Genomic DNA, 17,349 nt, shown 5'->3' on the forward strand with positions numbered 1-17,349 from the left:
CCCGAGAACCGATGTTTTCGCAACGTTGATCCGCGTTGCGCGACGGCAAATGAGGGACACGACTAGCCAGTTTCGTGCCAAAGGTCTGGCGATATCCGCCAAGTCTCTGACGGAAAAGGAAAGTGCTCCAGCGCACGCAGGCCGTCGGCGCGCTGGAGTGCATCAGTTGGCCGGAAAATGTTGCAGGTTTGTTACTGGCAGGCCGAGTCGGCGCGGCGAGTCGCACGTCGCCGCGTGAGCGCGTTGGAATTCAGTGGCCATGTCCGCCGCCGCCACCGTGCCAACCGCCGCCGCCTTGCCACCCGTGGCCGTATCCACCGCCGCCGTGCCAGCCGCCGCCGCCGTGCCCCCCATGGCCGTAGTAGCCGCCGCCACGCCAGCCGCGGCCCCAGCAGCAACCACCGCCGCCCCAGTAGCCGAAGCTGAATGAAACCGGCGCATAGCCGTAATACGCCGGGTAGCCGCCATAGGCGGGGTAATAGGGGTAGCCGGCGTACGGGTAGGGATAGGTCTGGTAGTAATTCGAGTAGTTCGGATCGAGGGCGCCGATCGCGTATTCATACTGCGGTGGCAAGGTCGCTGAAGACGCAGTGGCTACCGTCGCGCCGGACGCCGGAACGGTGAACTCGCGCTGCGTGTAAGCGGTGCTGACAACTGGGTAAGGCGGATAGGCCGGGTAACCGTAGTAGCACCCGCCGAGAAGCGTTGCGGTGGCCGTAGCCGCGATGACGGCCGACCTTCGGAGAACGAGACGAGCGAATTCCATGATCCTGCTCCTGACGGTGTGTAACGCCCGGTGTAGATCGATGATGAAGCGTTGCTGCCGGGCGGGTCCGTCATGAATCAGCTTACTCGAACGGCGGCGCTGCGGTCGGCCGACGGTCGGAAGGGGAGATGACCGGGTGGCCGTTTGTGTCAGTTCTGAAACGTGGCGGCGAAACGACTGCGTTTCGCCGTACCGGGCAGGCCGGATTACTTCCCGACCTGATTGCCGATGATGCCGCCGACGGCCGCGCCGCCGAGCGTCGAAAGTCCGCTGCCGCCGATGGCGGCGCCGCCCGCTGCCCCGACGCCTGCGCCGATCGCGGTATCCCGTTGACGCGTGCTCATGTCGCCGCAGGCTGTCAGGCCCCCGAGAAGCGCCACGACCGTTGCAGCGACGCCGATCTGTTTGATGTTTTTCATGTCGACTCTCCGAATACGATGTTGAGCGAAGCGGCGGCGGGGCGGCTTCCAGGCATCCGCAGGAGCCGCGACTGTCCCGACCGCTTCGTCGCTTGACCAGCAGGAAAAGTGCCTGATTCGTCTGGAGAGGCTCAAGCCTTATGGAACAAGGCCGGCGCCGGATGCGCCAGCAAAAAAGGCCCGACGCACACGAAGCGCGTCAGGCCGTTGATCGCTACTGAAAACGGTCCGGCATCAGGTCGGCTGATAGATCTCCGAACCCTTCTTCACGAATTCGATCGCCTTGGTTTCCATGCCTTTCGCCAGCGCATCCTGTTCGCTGAGGCCCTGTTTCGCCGCGAAATCGCGCACGTCCTGCGTGATCTTCATCGAGCAGAAATGCGGGCCGCACATCGAGCAGAAGTGCGCGACCTTGGCCGAATCCTTCGGCAGGGTTTCATCGTGGAATTCGCGCGCCTTGTCCGGGTCCAGGCCCAGATTGAACTGGTCTTCCCAGCGGAACTCGAAACGCGCCTTCGACAAGGCGTTGTCGCGCACCTGCGCGCCCGGATGCCCCTTGGCCAGATCGGCCGCGTGCGCCGCGAGCTTGTAGGTGATGATGCCTTCCTTGACGTCGTCCTTGTTCGGCAGGCCCAAGTGCTCCTTCGGCGTGACATAGCACAGCATCGCCGTGCCGAACCAGCCGATCATCGCCGCGCCGATGCCCGACGTGATGTGGTCGTAGCCCGGCGCAATGTCGGTCGTCAGCGGCCCGAGCGTGTAGAACGGCGCCTCGTCACACCATTGCAGCTGGAGATCCATATTCTCCTTGATGAGCTGCATCGGCACGTGGCCCGGACCTTCGATCATCACCTGCACGTCGTGCTTCCACGCCACCTGCGTGAGCTCGCCGAGCGTCTTCAGTTCGCCGAGCTGGGCTTCGTCGTTGGCGTCGTAGATCGAGCCGGGACGCAGGCCGTCGCCGAGCGAGAACGAGACGTCGTACTGCTTCATGATTTCGCAGATGTCTTCGAAGTGCTCGTAGATGAAGCTCTCGCGATGATGCGCGAGACACCATTTCGCCATGATCGAGCCGCCGCGCGACACGATGCCCGTCATCCGGTTGGCGGTCAGCGGCACGTATTGCAGGCGCACGCCGGCGTGGATCGTGAAATAGTCGACGCCCTGTTCCGCCTGCTCGATGAGCGTGTCGCGGAAGATTTCCCAGGTCAGGTCCTCGGCCTTGCCGTTGACCTTTTCGAGCGCCTGGTAGATGGGCACCGTGCCGATCGGCACCGGCGAATTGCGGATGATCCACTCGCGCGTTTCGTGAATGTGCTTGCCGGTGGAAAGGTCCATCACCGTGTCGCCGCCCCAGCGGATCGCCCAGGTCATCTTGTCGACTTCTTCGCCGATCGACGACGTCACCGCCGAATTGCCGATGTTCGCGTTGATCTTCACGAGGAAGTTGCGGCCGATGATCATCGGCTCGCTTTCCGGGTGATTGATGTTCGCCGGGATGATGGCGCGCCCGCGGGCCACTTCGTCGCGCACGAACTCGGGCGTGATCGCCTTCAGCGCGTCCTTGCCGAACGCCGCTGCACCGAAGGCCTGGCCCGGATGCTGGCGGCCCATCATGGCGGCGAGCTTCTCGCCGTTCGGGCCGCTCTGCTTCAGGCTTTCGAGGTATTCGGCGCGCCGCTGGTTTTCGCGGATCGCGATGTATTCCATCTCCGGCGTGATGATGCCGGCGCGCGCGTAGTGCATCTGCGATACGTTCTTGCCGGCGAGCGCGCGGCGCGGCTTGCGATGCAGGCCGGGGAAACGCAGTTCGGCGGTCTTGTCATCGGCGGCGCGCTCGCGGCCGAAGTCGCTGGAGAGGCCGGCGAGTTCTTCGGTGTCGCCGCGCTGTTCGATCCATGCGCCGCGCAGCGCGGGCAATCCCGAACGGATGTCGATCTTCGCTTCCGGGTCCGTGTAGGGGCCGGACGTGTCGTACACGTAGACGGGCGGATTCTTCTCGCCGCCGAAGCCGTCGGGGGTGTCGGACTGGGTGATTTCGCGCATCGGCACGCGGATGTCGGGCGTCGAACCGGTGACGTAGACCTTGCGCGAGTTCGGCAGCGGCGCGATGGCGGCGGCGTCGACGACGGCGTTTTCGGACAGGAACTTGGGATTGGCATTCATGTGCTGTTTCTCCTTGCGACAGAAGTGAGCGCGTGGGCGCTTGCTTCCGTCCCATGCGAAGCAATAGGGACGATATTTTTCAGCACGAGCGATGACGCCGCCCGAACTGACTCAGGAGCTAAACAGGAGGAACGAGATGGAAAGGTACGGGCTCGGAAGAGGTGGCCGGATGCGGCAGGCCATGGAGCCCGAACGCTTCCCTGCGCTGGCATTATCCAGATCAGGTTCAAAGGGTATTTCTCACCCACGCCGCACGAAGCGGTTCGGTCATGTCAGGCCGGCCAAACCGCGATGCGCAACGCAGGACCCCCGCGTTAGCAGCCGTGACATTACACCGCGGCGTGGCGTCTTGGCAACCATCGGCGAAATCCTTCGAATGGGCAGGGCGCTTACTGCATAATGGCGGGCGCCGCAAATTCCGGGTTTTCCCGGAGCGCTTGCGGCTCATCGTGCGACCCTTCCCGCGTACTCCGTTTATCCCGCATTTCCTCGTTCTGCCATGCCGTTGAGTCTGGTTTTTGCTGCTACGCTTTCGCCGGTTTTTGTCTCATCGATCCGGCGCGCAGCCGTCGCGGAGTAATGCATGTCCGCGCTTCCGCCGCCGCGCCTGCCATTCAGTTTTCCCGATCGTTTTCCGTTTCGTGCGCCGCGTTCCTTCAAGGGGCAGGTAGCGCTCGCGCTGGCCGTCGTCTACCTCGTCTGGGGCTCGACGTATCTCGGCATTCATCTCGCGCTCGAATCGTTTCCGCCGCTCTTGCTCGGCGGCCTGCGCAACCTGTGCGCGGGCATCGGGCTGTTCGCGCTCGCCGTGCATCGCAAGGCCGTGTGGCCGAGCGCGCGCGAAGTACGCAATGCGGCGCTTGTCGGCACCTTGCTTGAAGGGCTGTCGAGCGGAATGATGGCCTACGGCATGGGCACCGTCGGCACCGGCACTGCCGCCGTGATGGTCGCCACCGTGCCGCTCTTCGCGACCATCTTCACCGCGCTGTCGGGCCGGGGCGTCGCGCGCGGCGAATGGTTCGCGGTGGCGCTCGGCTTGATCGGCATCGTGTTGCTGAACCACGGCGATCCGTCGCCCAGTTCGACGGTCGGCACGCTCGCCATCCTGTGCGCCGCGATCTTCTGGGCAGGCGGCGCGCATCTGGCGGGCCGCCTGCCGCAGCCGTCCGATCTGCTGATGTCCACGGCGCTGCAGATCGGACTGGGCGGGCTTATTGCGACGGGCATCGCATTCGCCGCCGGTGAGCGGCTGACGCATGTCAGCCTCGGCGCGGGCGTGTCGTTCCTGTACCTGATGCTGATCGGTTCGATGGCCGCATATGTCGCGTACAACTTTCTGATCCGCCATACCAGCACGATCGTCGCAACGAGTTGCCTGTACGTGAATCCGGTGGTCGCCGTGCTGCTCGGCGCGGTGCTGCTGGGCGAGATCGTCACGCGCTGGACCGTCATTGCGACGGTCGTGATCCTGCTGTCGGTCGGGCTGTCTTTCTGGTTCGATCATCGCCGGCGCGGGCTGCTCTGAGCGCTTACTTTTTGTAAAAACCTCCACTTCGCGATGTTCTGCGCATGGCAGCGGCAGCTGCACGTCCGTTTCTCGCCTGCTCTCCCGAACAATTCCTCTAACAAATTCCAAAGCCTTGCTGCGCAAGGCTTTGCGGCACCCGCGCGGCGGGCGCGCACCGGCGCGGGGCATGGGCATTGCTCAGTGCAGGCACCGGAATGCGTGGCCTGAATTGCGCCGCCGAAACCGGCAAGGAAGGAAAACAGAAGGTCGGTCCGCGAGCGGGAAGGGGTAAACATCTGGACGTTCGCGCGTACCGGTCCGCGTAACGAGGTGGTCGAATACAACAAGGAAGGTGGAAACATGAAGCTCATCCGCACCGCAGCCGCGCTCGCCGCCGTTGCCTCCGTGCTGTCCGCTTGCGGCGGCAGTTCGGACGATCTGGGCAAGGAGATCGGCGTCACGCAGCCCCAGGTCCATTTCGTTCACGCGCTCCCTGGCGGGCCGAACGTCGACTTCTACGACAACGGCAAGATCCTCCAGTCGAACCTGGCTTATCCGACGGCGACCAATTTCGCCAACATCGACACGGGCCAGCACAACTTCTCGTACGCGGCCATCAACACGACGACGCAGCTCGCCACCGACACCAGCATCAACAACGCGGCGAAGGGTCACGAATACACGGTGATCGCGCTGCCGGACGCGGGCTTCCTGCCGTCGATCGCGGTGATCGACGATCCCTTCGACAAGGGTCTGCTTTCGGGCAGCGCGCGGGTGCGGGCCTTCAACGCATCGACGAACGCGCCAAACCTGGACCTGTATCTGATCGCGCCGGGCGCGAGCATCGCGAACGTGAGCCCGACGATGGCCGGCGTGTCCTACAAGAACGCCGTGCCCGCGACGAAGCAGGATTCGATCTACGTGTCGGGCGGCACGTATCAGCTGATCGCGACGCTGCCGGGTTCGAAGACGCCGGTCTATACGTCGGCTTCGTTCGATCTGGTCAATAACGCGGACTGGCTGATCACGACGCTTCCTTCGGGCAATGCGGCTTCGCAGCTCATTCCGGAGAAGATCCGTTTGCTGGTGGCGCAGGGCGGGAATACGCAGCAGCCGGTGCGGGAGTTGCCGGATACGCAGTAAGCCAGACGGTGGTTCGGAGGGAGGAGAACCGGTCGCTTGCGGCCGGTTTTTTATTTGGAGATTGGGGCTGATGACGCGGACTTGGAATCCGCGCGCCACCGGCGAATCGACTTAGACCCGCAAATCTGCTCAATCGTCAAAAAGTATCTGCTCAAAACCGAAGTATCTGCTCAAACTTCGAAAAATCTGTTCACGCGGCATCGAAGTTCTGCCCAAAAAAAATCCCGCCACGCAAAGCGGCGGGAAGACAGGGAACACGATCAACGCTATTAAACCTGCTGACGCAGGCGCCGCACTCCGGCGGCGCTCCGCGCGTCTTGCGCTTACTTGTGTTCTTCGGCGGAATTGCTGATGGCCTGGCCGCCCTTGGAGATGTCCTGGCCGGCGCCCGAAACCGTGTTGCAACCTGCGAGCATCGCCGTGCCGGCGAGCAGAAAAAGTGCGATAAGTCGAGTCATGTGTATTCCCCTTGAAGTTGAAATGCGTGACAGGAATCGCAATCGCGCATCGTGTCGGGTGGAAAGGCGCCTGTCTGACCGGTAGCAAAGTCAAAATTTCATGAGGCAGGTGCACCCAGCAATTTCAGCGCCCGACCCGCCGGTAGAAACAATCATAAAAAAGGCGCAGCAGACCGGCTGTAGGCAGAGCCGGGATTATCGTGTAGTCCCGCTCCGCATTTGGCGTGGGAATCGTCCTACGCCAGCGGTGTCATGTCGATGGCCTGATCCACCGCTCCCGCACTCCGTTCACGCGGCATCGACACGCTGATGATCGTGCCGCGCGGACTCGCCCGTTCGATTTCGAAGCGCCCGCCGCGCGCCGACACGCGCTGACGCATGCCTACCAGCCCGTGGGTCTGCGTGCGCTTCAGGTCCTGCGGCCGGATGCCGATGCCGTCGTCGCGTATCGTGAGCGACACCGTCTCCTCATCGAGCGCAAGCGCCACGCGGATGCCGCTCGCATGCGCGTATTTCGCCGCATTGGTGAGGCTTTCCTGCGCGACGCGGAACAGCGCAATCTCGACCGCTTCCCCGAGCTTCACGTCTTCCCCGGGCAGCGCGAGTTCGAGGCTCCAGCCGTTGCGTTGCGCGGCTTCGTCGGCGAGCGAGCGCAGGGCGGTCACGAGCCCGAAGTTGGTCAGCACGGTCGGCCGCATGTCCTCGATGATGCGACGCTTCAGCGCAATGCCCTGATCCAGATTGCCGAGTGCGCGCGTGAGCTTGTCGGCCATCGCGGGCTCGGCGTCCCTGAGCTTGCCTCGAACCCAGGCCACGTCCATCTTGCTGGCGGTGAGGATCGAGCCGAGTTCGTCGTGCAGTTCGCGCGCGAGCTCCGTCTTTTCGTTCTCGCTGACGGATTGCAGATGCCACGCCAGCGCTTCCAGCTGCCGCGTGCGCGCGAAGACCAGTTGATCGAGTTCTTCCTGCTGCGTAATGAGCGCTTTCTGCACGCGCGCCTGCTTGTCGAGCTGGATGCCGAGATTGCGGAACAGCAACAGGAACAACACGATGTTCAGCGCGCAAAGCGCCCCGACACACAGCGTGGAGATGCGCTGGTCGGCGCGGCTGGCGTCGAGCGCGTGCTGCGCCCGTTGGTCCTCGTTGAGACGCAGCAGGGCCAGTGCGGCGTCGAGCGTCGCGCTCGTGTCGGGCGGCGGTAGCGCTTGCGTTTTCGCGCGCGCCGTGTCCTTCGATGCATCGGCGAGCCGCGCGCTGCCTTGGGCGATTTCATCGACGGCGGCGGCGCGGACTTGCGCGAAGCTCGCGAGCGCGGTGTCGTCGCCGATGCGCCGGTAGTACGCGTCCAGCGAGGCGAGCGTGCGCTGCATACGGCTCGCGGTATCCCGGAAATGCGTCTGGAAGACGGCGGCCGGATCGAGGGCGAAGCCGCGTTCGTCGGCGACGAGCGTCGCGATGTCGGCGGCCAGCGTCGACAGTTGCGCCGTCGCGCCCTTGGCGTCGAGCGCCGTCTCATATTCGGCGGCAATCCGCATGCGTCCCGACTCGAGGATTACGAGGCCGCCTACCGTGATGACGATCGCCACCGTCATCGCCACGGCCCAGCTGTAGCGGCGCATCCATTCATTGACGCGCGCGGCGCGGCGCGCCAGTCCGGCGGGCGCCGGCCTGTCGGGCGCGGCGGCTGCGTCGGATGCGTCCGACCGGGCGGTTGCAAGCGGCGCCTTGTCTTCCAGCAGTTCAGACGGCAGGGCGGGCGGGACTTGGCTCATGGCGTGATCGAAGGAATCGGGGCGAAAACAACAACGGTTGAAAGCGTATGTCGGTGGATTCCCACAGCAAAAAAGGAGCCAGCCCGAGTGCGCGCCCGCGGCGCCGCGACTAGCATGGTCCGGTCATCACTCATACGGGGAACGATCATGCTGAAGTGGGCCTTGTTTTTCGCGATCGTGGCCGTGATTGCCGGTTTGCTCGGTTTCACGGGCGTCGCTGCCGGCGCTGCCGCCATCGCCAAGTTCATATTTGTGTTGTTCCTGATTCTCTGCGTCGTGTTCCTGGTGCTGGGGTTTGTAGTCACGAAAAAAGTCGTCGACTAGCGGGGCTTCTTTCCTGAGCCGCTGAACCCGGTCACGTTGAACCCGTTCATCGAGGAGGTCCCATGCTTCACTACGCAGCCGTCTTCTTCGTCATAGCGATCATCGCCGCCGTGTTCGGCTTCACGGGCATCGCGGCGGGTGCGGCGGAGATTGCCAAGATCCTGTTCTTCATTTTTCTGGTGGTGTTCGTCGTTACCTTGCTGCTTGGCGTCCTCCGGACCTGACGGTCCGCCCGACAGCCGTCCCGGACGGGGTTTTCGACCGTCGTCCGGTGGATCCGGGGGAGCGGGCATGCAGCATGCATCGGCGTATGTGTTTGGATAGCAGGGCGCTATGCGGTCTTTCATGAAGAAGGCCTTCCTGCTCCAGCCATCGACACCTCAACTCATTCACAGGAGCGAAACACATGTCCAAATCGTCTGCTGTCAAAGCTGCGCCCCAAGCGTCGTCCGACCCGTTCGTGCTCGACCTCGACAAGATCCGCGCCGATGCGCGCCAGCACATGGACGAAGGTCCCGTCACGGCAAGCTACGGCGCCGATCGCGAGACCGTGCTGAAGCTGCTGAACGACTCGCTGGCCACCGAGATCGTCTGCGTGCTGCGCTACAAGCGCCACTATTTCATGGCGAAGGGCATCCATTCGGAAGCCGTCGCGCAGGAGTTCCTCGAACACGCGAACGAGGAACAGGAACACGCCGATACGCTCGCCGAGCGCATCGTGCAACTGGGCGGCGAGCCGAATTTCGCGCCTGACGGCCTGGCCTCGCGCTCGCACTCGCAGTACAGCGAAGGCAAGGACCTGATCGACATGATTCGCGAGAACCTGATTGCCGAGCGGATCGCCATCGACACGTATCGCGAGATCATTCGCTATCTCGGCGACAAGGACGTCACGACGCGCCGTCTCTTCGAGGATATTCTCGCCGTCGAGGAAGAACACGCCGACGACATGGCGGACCTGCTCGAAGGCCGCAACGGTTGATGCCGGCGATGCCCGCGTTGGCTGCACGCCGTGCCGGATGGGTCATCCGGCGCGGTGTGCGCCGTCGCGTGTGCATGGCGTGCGTACAATGAGCCTCCACCTTCACACAGAGCGTCCGGCAGCACGGATGGCGCGCATGATTCGAGTTCTCATAGCTGACGACCACGCGATCGTCCGCAGCGGTTTTCGCCAGTTCGTCGCCGACGAGCCCGACATGGAAGTTGCCGCCGAGGCCGCGAGCGGCGACGAGGCCATCGCGCTCGTGCGCGCGCAGGCGTTCGATGTCGTCTTGCTCGACATTGCCATGCCCGACAAGAACGGCGTGGATACCTTGCGTGTCATCAAGCAGATTCGGCCGGAGCAGGGCGTGCTGATGCTGTCGGGCTATCCGGAGAGCCAGTACGCGATCAACCTGCTCAAGGCGGGCGCGAACGGTTATCTGAACAAGGACGCCGCGCCCGACGAGATCGTCCGGGCGATCCGCACGGTGGCGCGCGGGCATCGCTACCTGTCGGAGTTCATCGCCGACGCGCTGGCCGACAAGCTCGACAAGCCCGCCGCGGAACGGCCGCACGAACTGCTCTCGGAGCGCGAATTCCAGATCTTCTGCAAGCTCGCGGGCGGCCAGATTCCGACGGAAATCGCGCAGGAACTGCATCTTTCGGTCAAGACCGTGAGTACCTACCGGGCGCGGGTGCTGGAGAAAATGCGGCTGGCCAACAATGCCGACCTCACGTATTACGCGATCAAGAACGGCCTGATCGAATAGCGGCGCTGCATGCGGGATCCAGGCGCTGCGCGAAGCAAACGCGCGGCTCGTGCCCAGGGTGCAGCGCATTTCAGCCGGAGGACGCCCGACGTGGGCAATCACATCACCACCGACGACCGGGCACGCCACGCAGCGCCGCATCAGACGCCGCTCGCGGTGCTGCTGATCGAGGATTCGCCGCTGATCCGGCGCAGCCTCACGGAGGCCATCGATGCGCTCGGACCGTGGCGCGTGGCCGCCTGCGCCGATGCGCCCGAGGACGCCATCGCGCTGCTGTCGGCGCAGCGCTTCGACGCGGTGATCGTCGACCTGCAGCTGAAGCGCGGGTCGGGCATCGACGTGCTTGCTTGGCTCAGCCAGGCCGGCGCGGGTTATCTGCAGGACGCCTTCGTCGCGGTGCTGACCAATCACGCGCTGCCCGCGTATCGCGAACGATGCCTGCATTACGGCGTGGATCGCTTCTTCGACAAATCACTCGAATTCGACCGCGTGCTCGACGCGCTGCATGACTACGCGCGCGAACGCGGCTGAAGCGTGTTCATTGCGGGCGACTGTCCGCTGGACCCTCTGACCTTTCCTGCTGACCCTTCGGTGTTTCCTGCTGACCCTCCGGTGCGCTGCCACGCCTGCGCCAGTGACTCAGCCCCGCGAGGCCGGTGGCCGCGAGTCCGGCGAGACAGACGCCGATCCAGCCGAGCGTATGCCAGGCGAGCGACGCGAGCGCGGAACCCAGCGAGCCGCCGATGAAGTACGCCACCATGTAGACGGTGTTGACGCGGCTGCGCGCTGCGGGCTTGAGCGCATAGATGCGTGACTGGTTCGAGATCTGCGCGGCCTGCACGCCGACATCGAGCACGATCACGCCGATCACCAGCCCGATGATGCTGCGTCCCGACACCGCGAACACGACGAACGACAGCGCGGTCAGCCCGATGCACAGCGAGATCACGGCGCGCGGTCCGCGCCGGTCGGCCGACTTGCCCGCGAGCGGCGCCGCCAGCGCGCCCGCCGCGCCGACGATGCCGAACAGGCCGGCCGCCTGCGGTCCCATGTGGAACGGCTCGCCGGCCAGCAGCAGCGTGAGCACCGACCAGAACATGCTGAACGCGGCGAACAGCGCGCCGCCGGTGAGCGCCGCCTCGCGCAGCGCGGGGCTTTCCCTTGTCAGATGCCACATCGAGCCGAGCAGCTTGCTGTAGGAGAGCGTCGAGGTGGGACGGCTGCGCGGCAGGCGCGCGATCACGACGACCGCCAGCGCGACGCACGCGAACACCGACGCCCCAAAGACCGCGCGCCAGCCGAAGTACTGCGCGACGAAGCCCGACACGGTGCGCGCGAGCAGGATGCCGAGCAGGAGGCCGCTCATCACGGTGCCGACCGCGTGGCCGCGCTCGGCGGCGGGCGCGAGTTCGGCGGCGAAGGGCACGGCCTGTTGCGCGATGGTCGATGCCACGCCGATCGCGAGGCTTGCGGCAATCAGCACGGCAAGCGTGCCGGCGAAGCACGCGACCACGAGCGAGACGCCGAGCGCCGCGAGTTGCAGCAGGATCAGCAGACGCCGGTCGAAGCGGTCGCCGAGCGGTGCGAGCACGAGCATGCCGAGCGCGTAGCCGAGCTGGGTCGCGGCCGGCACCGCGCCGATCAGCCACGCGCTGCGCGGAAACGCGGCGCGGAAGTCGTCGAGCAGCGGCTGATTGAAATAGATGTTGGCGACCGAAACGCCGGCAATGGTCGCGAGCAGCCACAGCGTGGCGCGCGAATAGGATGAATCGTGAGAGTGCGGTGGCGAAGTCGACATGACGGGCGGGCGCGGGAAGCCAGCCGCCGATGATACTCAAGCCCCGCGCATGCCGCTCGCCGCGGCTAGAACGGCTGCGGCCCGCCGCCCTGATCGACGCTCATGCAGTGCGTGACGAGTCCCGTCTCCTTGCGCCACAGATGCAGGCCGAAGGCGGGCGGCTCCATGACGAACGCCTCCGGCGCGCCGGGCTTCAGTTGCAGCGCGACCTGGTGCGCCGTGGACGGCGCGCACCACGCCAGCGTGCCGCCGAAGCGCACGCTGATCGCACGATGCACATGACCGCACACGATGCGCTCCACGTTCGGATGGCGGCGCAGCAGCGCGTCGAGCGCGCGGCTGTCGTCGGGGGCGAGCCGGATCTCGTCCATGAAGTCGATGCCGCAGGCGAACGGCGGATGATGCATGCCCATCAGCACGGGCCGCTCCGGGCAGGCGTCGAGTTGCGCTTCGAGCCACGCCAGGCGGGCGGGGCACAGCCGTCCGGAACCGTGGCCGGGATCGAGCGTATCGAGCGCGATCACGCGCACCTCGGCGACATCGAATGCGTAATGAATGAAGCCGGCGGGATCCGCAAGCGGCAGGCGGTCGCCGAAGACGGCGCGCAGGTTGTCGCGTGCGTCGTGATTGCCGGCCATCGGATGCCACGGCATCGCCAGGCGGTCGAGCAACGTGCGCAAGTGCCGGTATTCGTCGAGACCGCCCGCATCGACGAGATCGCCGGTGATGAGCACGGCATCGGGGCGCGGGTCGAGCGCATTGAGGGCGTCGATCGCGCGGGCCAGGCAGGCGGCCGTATCGACCCGGCCGTAGGCGAGCGTGCCCGGCGGCGTGATGTGCAGATCGGTGATCTGGGCTAGCAGCATGGCTCGATCTCCTCGATGCGGCCGCGCAGCAGGGCGGGCGGGGTGGGGTCTTGCGGTGAGCTTACTCGCTGTCGGCGTCGTCGGCCGGCGGCTTGGGGGCGAGCTTCGCGGGCAACAGCCACTGGAAGTTCGTCATCGACTGCTCGGTGAACGTGCATTCGGCCGCGGCGTAGTTCGTCACCTTCTTGGCCTTGCTGGCGGCGGGCGGCGAATTCCGGTCGTCGATGGTCGCGTGCACGATCACCCGTGAACCATGATAAGCGGCGTTGGAGCCGGTGATCTTGAGCGGCGCGCTGGCGGCGTCGGGGTAGTCCGCGAGCATCTTCCCCTTGCAGGCTTCGACGTTCTTGTAATAAGACGTGCAGCCGGCGAGCGTGACGAGCGGAAGGGCGAGCAGCAACAGCAGGGAGGACATGCGATTCATCGATGAATCCGGTCGATGCCCGGCGCCGCCAGCGGCGTCCGGGCGTGATGAGAGTCGGGGCGGAGCTTTATAACATGGGCGCGGCCGTGCATTACTGTAGTGCATCGCGGCGGATCGGGCCGCTTGTCTCGCCGCGCGATGCGGTAGCACAATCGGCACAGCATGCTTCCCGTGCGTATCTGGCGCGTTCAGACTGCGTTTCTCACGATGGAGACGACCGTCATGGAAAAGGACATCGAAGTCGGCGACTACTTGCTCGCCATGCAGGCCGTGCCGCGGCCGCGCCCGGCCGTCGATGGCGCGGAGGCCGACGCCGCGCCGACCGAAGGCTATGCGATCCGCGTGCGCGTCACGCGCCTCGACCGCCAACCGGTCTACGGCAGCCGCGTGGCCGACGATTCCGGCGAGATGACCGGCGATCATGGTCCGTTCGAGACCGTCGCCGAGGCGCTTGCGCATGGCGAGGCCTGGGGCCGTCACTATGTGGCGCGCGTGCTGGGACATTCGGTGTAAGGAGGCGGTCGAAAGCGGGGTGCGCGTCCCTGCATGATGCGGGGTGCGTCGCCGACGTGGTCGTCGCTAGACTGGCCTCGTCGACCGGATGCCGGCCGGCATCACCGAGCCGCGGAGGCCGCCATGACGTCCCTGACCCTGCCAATGGCGCTGTATGTCACGCCGAACTACATTGCGTCGGTACGCCGCGGCAAGGCGCGCGAATCGTTCAGCGGGACGGTGCGCTTCATCGGCGTGGAGGCGCTGCCGTTCGATATCGAGCACCTGTGCGTGTTCGATCGCGATACGCCGATTGAAGCGCTGTTCGATGCCGTGAGGGACGCCGAGCGGCTGCTCAACGCAGTGTGACTTCGGCGGCAGATTCTGCGCGCGCGCTGGACTCCGCGTCTGACGCGTTTCGCGCGCGCCACACCCCGCGTAATAATTTTTTAGTGGCTTCTTAAGAACAGTAAAATCCGCGCATCAAAAAACAACGAGAACGACCGATGTTCGGGGCTGTGCGGAGATTAGTCGCCTGGAGATGGACGGCTGTGATGTACCTGGCCGTGTTGTGGACCGTGTCGATGCTGCATGTGTTCACGGGATGGGCCGATAACGGCGACTTTGCGCGCACCTTCGGCTTTCTGATCGACAAGCCGTTCGGCTGGAATACCGACGTGCCGGACGCGGGCTCGGCGGACTGGCAGCAACGCTATTTTCATGTCTGGATGGACAGCTGGCAGGTCTGCTCGCATCCTCCCTGCGTCGAGCATCTTTACTCGTTCTCCACGCACAAGATCTGGATGGTCATCCAGCTTCTGAGTTCCATCGCGCTGACGGGGAGCGCGTCGGCGTATTCGGTGATCGCGGGCTCCATACCCGGACGTCTCGCCTATGCCGCGGCCTATACGTGGCTGTTCATGGCGCTGCGGCGTCATGCGGGCCATCGCGCCGCATGGGCCTATCTCATCCTGATTACGCCGGTCGCGCTGTCTTCGTCGTTCATTGCGTTCCTGAATTCGTTCTTCGAAGAGCAGACGATGATCGTCGGCCTGCCGATGCTCGGCGCCTGTCTTCTCATGTTCCGCGCGCGCGGACGGCGTCGCCATGCGCTGGCCGCATTCGGGCTGGGATGCTTCATTGCGCTGTCGAAGACGGCTTATTTCGCGCTGCCGCTGGTGCTCGCGCCGTTCATCGCGAGCGCATTCGGACGGCGCGCGACGGCCTGCGCGGCCGTGCTGGCGACGGTCATCGCGCTGTTGCCTTCGGTGTTCGGTCCCAACACCGACATCAACAAATATCACGCGCTGTACTTCGGCATTCTCAGCGACCTGAAGACTCACGACGGCATCGAAGTGGCGACGATCGGCAACAAGCCGGTGCTTGCCGCGTGCGTCAGCAACATGGGTTACGACGAAGCCGGCATGCAATGCGTGCGCGATGCGCAGGCGACGTATCTGGATACGGTGCGCGTCGCGCTCGCGCATCCGGGCATTCTGCCGGTGATGGCCTGGCACGTGCTCGAAAAGGGCAGCCAGATCGAGTTGCCCGGCCTCGGGATGAGCCTGCGGGACGCGCCGAGTTTCGCGAAGGCGCCGCTGTTCCGGCTCTGGTCCCGGATGTATGCGCATCGGCTGAACACGCTGATTCTGGGTGCGGCGCTGGTCGTGACGTGCCTCGCGCAGGCACGGCGGATCAGCGCGGTAGCAGCGACGGGCTTGTTCTTCGCGGCTTGGGGCGCGCTGCAATACGTGCTCGTGCTCGCGGACGGCTTCATGGAAATCGAGAAGCATCTGATCGGCGCGAACTACTGTTTGTCTTTTGCGGGCGTGCTGTTCGCGGCTGCGCTGTGCGCGAGCACGGCGAGCGTCGCGGTGCGGGGAGCGAGGGGCTGGCGGTCGTCATCGGCGGGGATCGATGCCGGTGCTGGCTGGGCGGGTGCGCTGCCCGGAACGGCGGAGCGCGCGTTTGATGCGGCGGGCATGGCTGTAGATGAGCGCGGCGCGGCGGCAGCGCGGGTGGAGGAGAGCGTGAGCGCTTGAAGGAGGGGCGAGTTGGATGTCGGGAATGCGGTCGCCTGACTCGTTGACCCAGTAGCAGAAGAATCGCATTTTCGCGTTCGCCTGCGCCAGCAATTCGGATAGGTCACGACGCAACAACTCAAGTGACGTTTTCAGCTACCACACGTAATGGAGTGCGATATGTTGCGTTATCCAGCCCGGTTCGAGCCAGACACGGGCGGCTTCGTGGTGACGTTCCGGGATATACCGGAGGCGATCACGCAAGGCAGTAGCCTGGAGGAGGCGCGGGGAATGGCGGCCGACGCGCTGCTGACGGCGATGGACTTCTACCTGGAAGACAAGCGCCCGGTGCCAGTGCCGTCGAAGGTGAAGAACGGCGAGGAATCGATCGCGCTAACGGCCAGTGTCTCGGCAAAAATCCTGTTGCTGAACGAGATGATTGCGCAGGGCGTCACGCCGTCGGAACTCGCGCGTCGGCTCAAGACGAGGCCACAGGACGTCAACCGGATCATGCTGCTGAATCATGCGACCAAGATCGACACAATTGCCGATGCGTTCTCAGTCCTTGGGAAGCAACTTGTGATCGCAGTTGTTTGATGTCTTCGAAAAGAAAAGGTACTTGAAGCGCCGAAGTTCGCTGATCGCGGATGCTGTCGCTTCGCATTGAGAGACTGGAGCCCTTGGCCATACTTGGGCGGTGCTGCAAAGACCTGGTACCGGGGACCGGACTTGAACCGGCAAGCCGTTAGGCGGCGGATTTTAAGTCCGCTATGTTTACCAATTTCATCACCCCGGCAGGGCGGACGCGATTCTACCATTGCGCCCGCATCGGCCAAAACCCGCGCGCATGGTTCGACACGGGTTTCACCGTCGCGCATAATCGGCGGCACCGTTCATGCGACAAACACCTCACCATCAGCCCAAAGGCAGAAAGACATCGACGTCAGGAGAGCACCATGCGCATCGGCCTGATCTCCGATACCCACAACCTCGTGCGCCCCGAAGCGCTCGATGCCTTGCGCGGCTGCGCGCACATCATCCACGCCGGCGACATCTGCCGGCGCGACGTCCTCGACAGCCTGGCGCCGCTCGCGCCGTTGACCGTCGTGCGCGGCAACAACGATACGGGCGCGGACGTCGCGCATCTGCCGGAGCATGTGCGCATCGAACTCGGCGGCGCGTCGATCCACGTTGTGCACGACATCGCGGACGTTCCGAAGCGGCTCGCGGGTATCGATGTCGTCGTCACCGGACATTCGCACAAGCCCTTGATCGAGCGGCGCGGCGCCACGCTGTTCGTGAACCCGGGCAGCGCGGGACCGCGCCGCTTCAAGCTGCCGATCACGCTCGCGCTGCTGGAAATCAATAGCGACGCCGGCGCGCCCGACGCGCGCATCGTCACGCTTACGCCATAGCGCCATGAAAAAGGCCGATGCGGGAAG

20 protein-coding genes, 1 tRNA gene and 1 riboswitch are annotated in these 17,349 nt (G+C 64.8%); of the genes, 12 read left to right on the plus strand and 9 right to left on the minus strand.

All coding sequences use genetic code 11. The annotated features are described in order from the left end of the window. Nucleotides 1-250: 250 nt before the first annotated feature. The 3 genes from QCE62_RS04775 to thiC form a co-directional block, all read right to left on the minus strand. Nucleotides 251-766, minus strand: a complete 516-nt coding sequence (locus tag QCE62_RS04775) for a hypothetical protein (RefSeq protein WP_309914922.1) — start codon at nt 764-766, stop codon at nt 251-253. 206 nt (nt 767-972) lie between these two features. Next, nucleotides 973-1,185, minus strand: a complete 213-nt coding sequence (locus QCE62_RS04780) for a glycine zipper 2TM domain-containing protein (protein ID WP_309914925.1) — start codon at nt 1,183-1,185, stop codon at nt 973-975. A gap of 234 nt (nt 1,186-1,419) precedes the next feature. Then, on the minus strand, nt 1,420-3,351 hold the full coding sequence (thiC, locus tag QCE62_RS04785; protein WP_309914928.1) for a phosphomethylpyrimidine synthase ThiC: 1,932 nt from the start codon (nt 3,349-3,351) through the stop codon (nt 1,420-1,422). Nucleotides 3,352-3,530: 179 nt separating this feature from the next. Beyond that, nucleotides 3,531-3,672, minus strand: a riboswitch (TPP riboswitch). A gap of 262 nt (nt 3,673-3,934) precedes the next feature. Here thiC and QCE62_RS04790 point away from each other — a divergent pair. Continuing rightward, nucleotides 3,935-4,876: an EamA family transporter gene (locus QCE62_RS04790; RefSeq protein ID WP_309914931.1), complete on the plus strand. Its 942-nt coding sequence runs from the start codon at nt 3,935-3,937 to the stop codon at nt 4,874-4,876. A 342-nt stretch (nt 4,877-5,218) separates the two neighbouring features. After that, on the plus strand, nt 5,219-6,001 hold the full coding sequence (locus tag QCE62_RS04795; RefSeq protein ID WP_309807879.1) for a DUF4397 domain-containing protein: 783 nt from the start codon (nt 5,219-5,221) through the stop codon (nt 5,999-6,001). Between the two features lie 323 nt (nt 6,002-6,324). On the opposite strand, the gene QCE62_RS04800 is transcribed toward QCE62_RS04795, so the two are convergent. Both QCE62_RS04800 and QCE62_RS04805 read right to left on the minus strand, forming a co-directional pair. Next, nucleotides 6,325-6,459: an entericidin A/B family lipoprotein gene (locus tag QCE62_RS04800; protein ID WP_309831493.1), complete on the minus strand. Its 135-nt coding sequence runs from the start codon at nt 6,457-6,459 to the stop codon at nt 6,325-6,327. A gap of 236 nt (nt 6,460-6,695) precedes the next feature. Beyond that, complete coding sequence (locus QCE62_RS04805) at nt 6,696-8,231, minus strand: sensor histidine kinase (protein WP_309914933.1); 1,536 nt, start codon at nt 8,229-8,231, stop codon at nt 6,696-6,698. 147 nt (nt 8,232-8,378) lie between these two features. Between QCE62_RS04805 and QCE62_RS04810 the strand changes: the two genes are divergently transcribed. The 5 genes from QCE62_RS04810 (at nt 8,379) to QCE62_RS04830 (ending at nt 10,837) form a co-directional block, all read left to right on the plus strand. Next, on the plus strand, nt 8,379-8,555 hold the full coding sequence (locus QCE62_RS04810) for a DUF1328 domain-containing protein (protein ID WP_309807883.1): 177 nt from the start codon (nt 8,379-8,381) through the stop codon (nt 8,553-8,555). A gap of 62 nt (nt 8,556-8,617) precedes the next feature. Continuing rightward, nucleotides 8,618-8,779: a DUF1328 family protein gene (locus QCE62_RS04815; RefSeq protein WP_309914936.1), complete on the plus strand. Its 162-nt coding sequence runs from the start codon at nt 8,618-8,620 to the stop codon at nt 8,777-8,779. A gap of 182 nt (nt 8,780-8,961) precedes the next feature. Continuing rightward, the gene (locus QCE62_RS04820; protein ID WP_309914940.1) at nt 8,962-9,537 is read left to right on the plus strand and encodes a ferritin-like domain-containing protein; all 576 of its coding nucleotides are present in this window, start codon (nt 8,962-8,964) and stop codon (nt 9,535-9,537) included. A 136-nt stretch (nt 9,538-9,673) separates the two neighbouring features. Then, complete coding sequence (locus QCE62_RS04825) at nt 9,674-10,306, plus strand: response regulator transcription factor (RefSeq protein WP_309807885.1); 633 nt, start codon at nt 9,674-9,676, stop codon at nt 10,304-10,306. Nucleotides 10,307-10,396: 90 nt separating this feature from the next. Then, the gene (locus QCE62_RS04830) at nt 10,397-10,837 is read left to right on the plus strand and encodes a response regulator (protein WP_309914943.1); all 441 of its coding nucleotides are present in this window, start codon (nt 10,397-10,399) and stop codon (nt 10,835-10,837) included. A gap of 7 nt (nt 10,838-10,844) precedes the next feature. Here the strand turns inward: QCE62_RS04830 and QCE62_RS04835 are convergent, their stop codons facing one another. The 3 genes from QCE62_RS04835 to QCE62_RS04845 form a co-directional block, all read right to left on the minus strand. Next, nucleotides 10,845-12,104: an MFS transporter gene (locus tag QCE62_RS04835; RefSeq protein WP_309914945.1), complete on the minus strand. Its 1,260-nt coding sequence runs from the start codon at nt 12,102-12,104 to the stop codon at nt 10,845-10,847. Between the two features lie 65 nt (nt 12,105-12,169). Then, entirely contained in the window at nt 12,170-12,970 is an 801-nt protein-coding gene (locus QCE62_RS04840) for a phosphodiesterase (protein ID WP_309914949.1), read from the minus strand. 61 nt (nt 12,971-13,031) lie between these two features. Beyond that, nucleotides 13,032-13,394, minus strand: a complete 363-nt coding sequence (locus tag QCE62_RS04845; protein WP_309914952.1) for a hypothetical protein — start codon at nt 13,392-13,394, stop codon at nt 13,032-13,034. 222 nt (nt 13,395-13,616) lie between these two features. Between QCE62_RS04845 and QCE62_RS04850 the strand changes: the two genes are divergently transcribed. The 4 genes from QCE62_RS04850 (at nt 13,617) to QCE62_RS04865 (ending at nt 16,504) form a co-directional block, all read left to right on the plus strand. Beyond that, nucleotides 13,617-13,907, plus strand: a complete 291-nt coding sequence (locus QCE62_RS04850; protein WP_309914955.1) for a hypothetical protein — start codon at nt 13,617-13,619, stop codon at nt 13,905-13,907. Nucleotides 13,908-14,030: 123 nt separating this feature from the next. Beyond that, a complete protein-coding gene (locus tag QCE62_RS04855) occupies nt 14,031-14,255 on the plus strand; it encodes a hypothetical protein (protein ID WP_309914957.1) in 225 nt (74 codons plus the stop codon). 185 nt (nt 14,256-14,440) lie between these two features. Next, on the plus strand, nt 14,441-15,928 hold the full coding sequence (locus QCE62_RS04860) for a hypothetical protein (RefSeq protein ID WP_309914960.1): 1,488 nt from the start codon (nt 14,441-14,443) through the stop codon (nt 15,926-15,928). 159 nt (nt 15,929-16,087) lie between these two features. Next, nucleotides 16,088-16,504 (plus strand): type II toxin-antitoxin system HicB family antitoxin, encoded by a 417-nt coding sequence (locus tag QCE62_RS04865; protein WP_309914962.1) that lies wholly within the window; start codon nt 16,088-16,090, stop codon nt 16,502-16,504. Between the two features lie 114 nt (nt 16,505-16,618). Here QCE62_RS04865 and QCE62_RS04870 read toward each other — a convergent pair. Then, nucleotides 16,619-16,703, minus strand: a tRNA-Leu gene (locus QCE62_RS04870). A gap of 160 nt (nt 16,704-16,863) precedes the next feature. On the opposite strand from QCE62_RS04870, the gene QCE62_RS04875 reads away from it, so the two are divergent. Beyond that, nucleotides 16,864-17,322 carry a metallophosphoesterase family protein gene (locus tag QCE62_RS04875; RefSeq protein ID WP_309914964.1) on the plus strand — a complete coding sequence of 153 codons (459 nt, stop codon included), beginning with the start codon at nt 16,864-16,866 and terminating at the stop codon, nt 17,320-17,322. Nucleotides 17,323-17,349: the final 27 nt, after the last annotated feature.

Source organism: Caballeronia sp. LZ033, from assembly GCF_031451265.1.
In the GTDB taxonomy this organism is placed as follows: domain Bacteria; phylum Pseudomonadota; class Gammaproteobacteria; order Burkholderiales; family Burkholderiaceae; genus Caballeronia.

Coding starts and splice junctions, on each gene's coding strand:
- QCE62_RS04875 (WP_309914964.1), top strand. CDS start 16,864: ATGCGCATCGGCCTGATCTCCGATACCCACAACCTCGTGCGCCCCGAA.
- QCE62_RS04805 (WP_309914933.1), bottom strand. CDS start 8,231: ATGAGCCAAGTCCCGCCCGCCCTGCCGTCTGAACTGCTGGAAGACAAG.
- QCE62_RS04790 (WP_309914931.1), top strand. CDS start 3,935: ATGTCCGCGCTTCCGCCGCCGCGCCTGCCATTCAGTTTTCCCGATCGT.
- QCE62_RS04775 (WP_309914922.1), bottom strand. CDS start 766: ATGGAATTCGCTCGTCTCGTTCTCCGAAGGTCGGCCGTCATCGCGGCT.
- QCE62_RS04795 (WP_309807879.1), top strand. CDS start 5,219: ATGAAGCTCATCCGCACCGCAGCCGCGCTCGCCGCCGTTGCCTCCGTG.
- QCE62_RS04850 (WP_309914955.1), top strand. CDS start 13,617: ATGGAAAAGGACATCGAAGTCGGCGACTACTTGCTCGCCATGCAGGCC.
- QCE62_RS04820 (WP_309914940.1), top strand. CDS start 8,962: ATGTCCAAATCGTCTGCTGTCAAAGCTGCGCCCCAAGCGTCGTCCGAC.
- QCE62_RS04865 (WP_309914962.1), top strand. CDS start 16,088: ATGTTGCGTTATCCAGCCCGGTTCGAGCCAGACACGGGCGGCTTCGTG.
- QCE62_RS04860 (WP_309914960.1), top strand. CDS start 14,441: ATGTACCTGGCCGTGTTGTGGACCGTGTCGATGCTGCATGTGTTCACG.
- QCE62_RS04845 (WP_309914952.1), bottom strand. CDS start 13,394: ATGAATCGCATGTCCTCCCTGCTGTTGCTGCTCGCCCTTCCGCTCGTC.
- QCE62_RS04815 (WP_309914936.1), top strand. CDS start 8,618: ATGCTTCACTACGCAGCCGTCTTCTTCGTCATAGCGATCATCGCCGCC.
- QCE62_RS04780 (WP_309914925.1), bottom strand. CDS start 1,185: ATGAAAAACATCAAACAGATCGGCGTCGCTGCAACGGTCGTGGCGCTT.
- QCE62_RS04840 (WP_309914949.1), bottom strand. CDS start 12,970: ATGCTGCTAGCCCAGATCACCGATCTGCACATCACGCCGCCGGGCACG.
- QCE62_RS04800 (WP_309831493.1), bottom strand. CDS start 6,459: ATGACTCGACTTATCGCACTTTTTCTGCTCGCCGGCACGGCGATGCTC.
- QCE62_RS04825 (WP_309807885.1), top strand. CDS start 9,674: ATGATTCGAGTTCTCATAGCTGACGACCACGCGATCGTCCGCAGCGGT.
- QCE62_RS04810 (WP_309807883.1), top strand. CDS start 8,379: ATGCTGAAGTGGGCCTTGTTTTTCGCGATCGTGGCCGTGATTGCCGGT.
- QCE62_RS04835 (WP_309914945.1), bottom strand. CDS start 12,104: ATGTCGACTTCGCCACCGCACTCTCACGATTCATCCTATTCGCGCGCC.
- thiC (WP_309914928.1), bottom strand. CDS start 3,351: ATGAATGCCAATCCCAAGTTCCTGTCCGAAAACGCCGTCGTCGACGCC.
- QCE62_RS04855 (WP_309914957.1), top strand. CDS start 14,031: ATGACGTCCCTGACCCTGCCAATGGCGCTGTATGTCACGCCGAACTAC.